1 protein-coding gene is annotated in these 1280 nt (G+C 71.8%); it reads left to right on the forward strand.

Going from position 1 to position 1280, the window contains the following annotated elements; all coding sequences use genetic code 11:
• Positions 1-17: 17 nt before the first annotated feature.
• Positions 18-1280 (forward strand): polyketide synthase dehydratase domain-containing protein (locus tag ACWIF2_RS40740; protein WP_454366750.1); only part of this gene is annotated, 1263 nt, incomplete at its 3' end.

Genomic DNA, 1280 nt, shown 5'->3' on the forward strand with positions numbered 1-1280 from the left:
ATGTGCCGGGTGTCGTGGTGGGATCGCTGCGTCGTGACGAGGGTGGTATGGAGCGGTTCGCCACCTCGGTGGCGCAGGCCTACGTCCATGGTGCCGACGTCGACTGGACGGCGCTGCTGCCCGGCGGGCAGCGGGTGGAGCTGCCCACCTACGCCTTCCAACGGCGGCGGTACTGGCTCGAGGATGCGCGTTCGGCCGGCAGCGACCCCGATGCCCTCGGCCTCGACGCGGCACGCCACCCGGTGCTCGGGGCGGCGGTGGAACTGGCCGAGGACCAGGGTGTCGTACTGACCGGACGGCTTTCCGCAAGCACGCATCCCTGGTTGCTCGACCACGTGGTGGACGGCGTGGTGCTGCTGCCGGGCACGGCGTGGGTGGAACTCGCCGTCCGGGCCGGAGACGAGGTCGGATGCGGCCTGGTCGAGGAACTGACGCTCGAAGCACCACTGACGATCCCCGAAAACGGAACGGTCGCCGTGCAGGTGCGGGTGGGCGCGGAGGACCCGTCCGGCCGGCGCTCGCTGAGCGTGCACTCCCGGCCGGCCGGCGCCCGGGAATGGACCCGGTATGCCAGCGGCCTGCTCGCCCCCGAGCCCGCGGGCGAGTCGTTCGACCTCATGGTGTGGCCCCCGGCCGGTGCGCAGCCGTTGGCCCTGGACGGTTTCTACGAGGATCTGGCCGCGTCGGGCTACGGCTACGGGCCGGTGTTCCGGGGGCTGCGGGCCGCGTGGCGGCGCGGGGAGGACGTCTTCGCCGAGGTCGGCCTGCCCGAGGACCAGGCCGACGGCGCGGCAGGATTCGGTATCCATCCCGCGCTGCTGGACGCGGCCCTGCACGCGGGTCTGGCGTCCGACCGCGGCGATGTCCGGGTGCGGTTGCCGTTCACCTGGAACGGCGTGACGCTGTTCGCCCAGGGTGCGACGAACCTCCGCGTTCACCTGTCCCCGGCCGGCCCGGACACGGTGTCCGTGCGCCTCGCCGACACCGAGGGCCGGCCGGTGGCCCTCGTGGATGCCCTGCTCACCCGAACGGTCGCCCCCGGGCAGCTGCGGCAGGCGACCAGTGCCGACCAGGAGTCTCTGTTCGCGATTTCGTGGACGCCAGTGTCAGCTGGTGAGCCGGGGGGCGCATCGGCCGCTTCCGGTTCTTCGGCTTCTTCGGATTCCCCGGTCTCTTCGATTTCGTCGGAGCGGTGGGTGGTTCTTGGGGAGGGTGGTCTGGATGTCGGGCCTGTTCCGGAATTTGTGGTGCTGCCGTGTGTGTCGGTGGAGTCCGGTGGG

Source organism: Streptomyces sp. NPDC055506, from assembly GCF_053643595.1.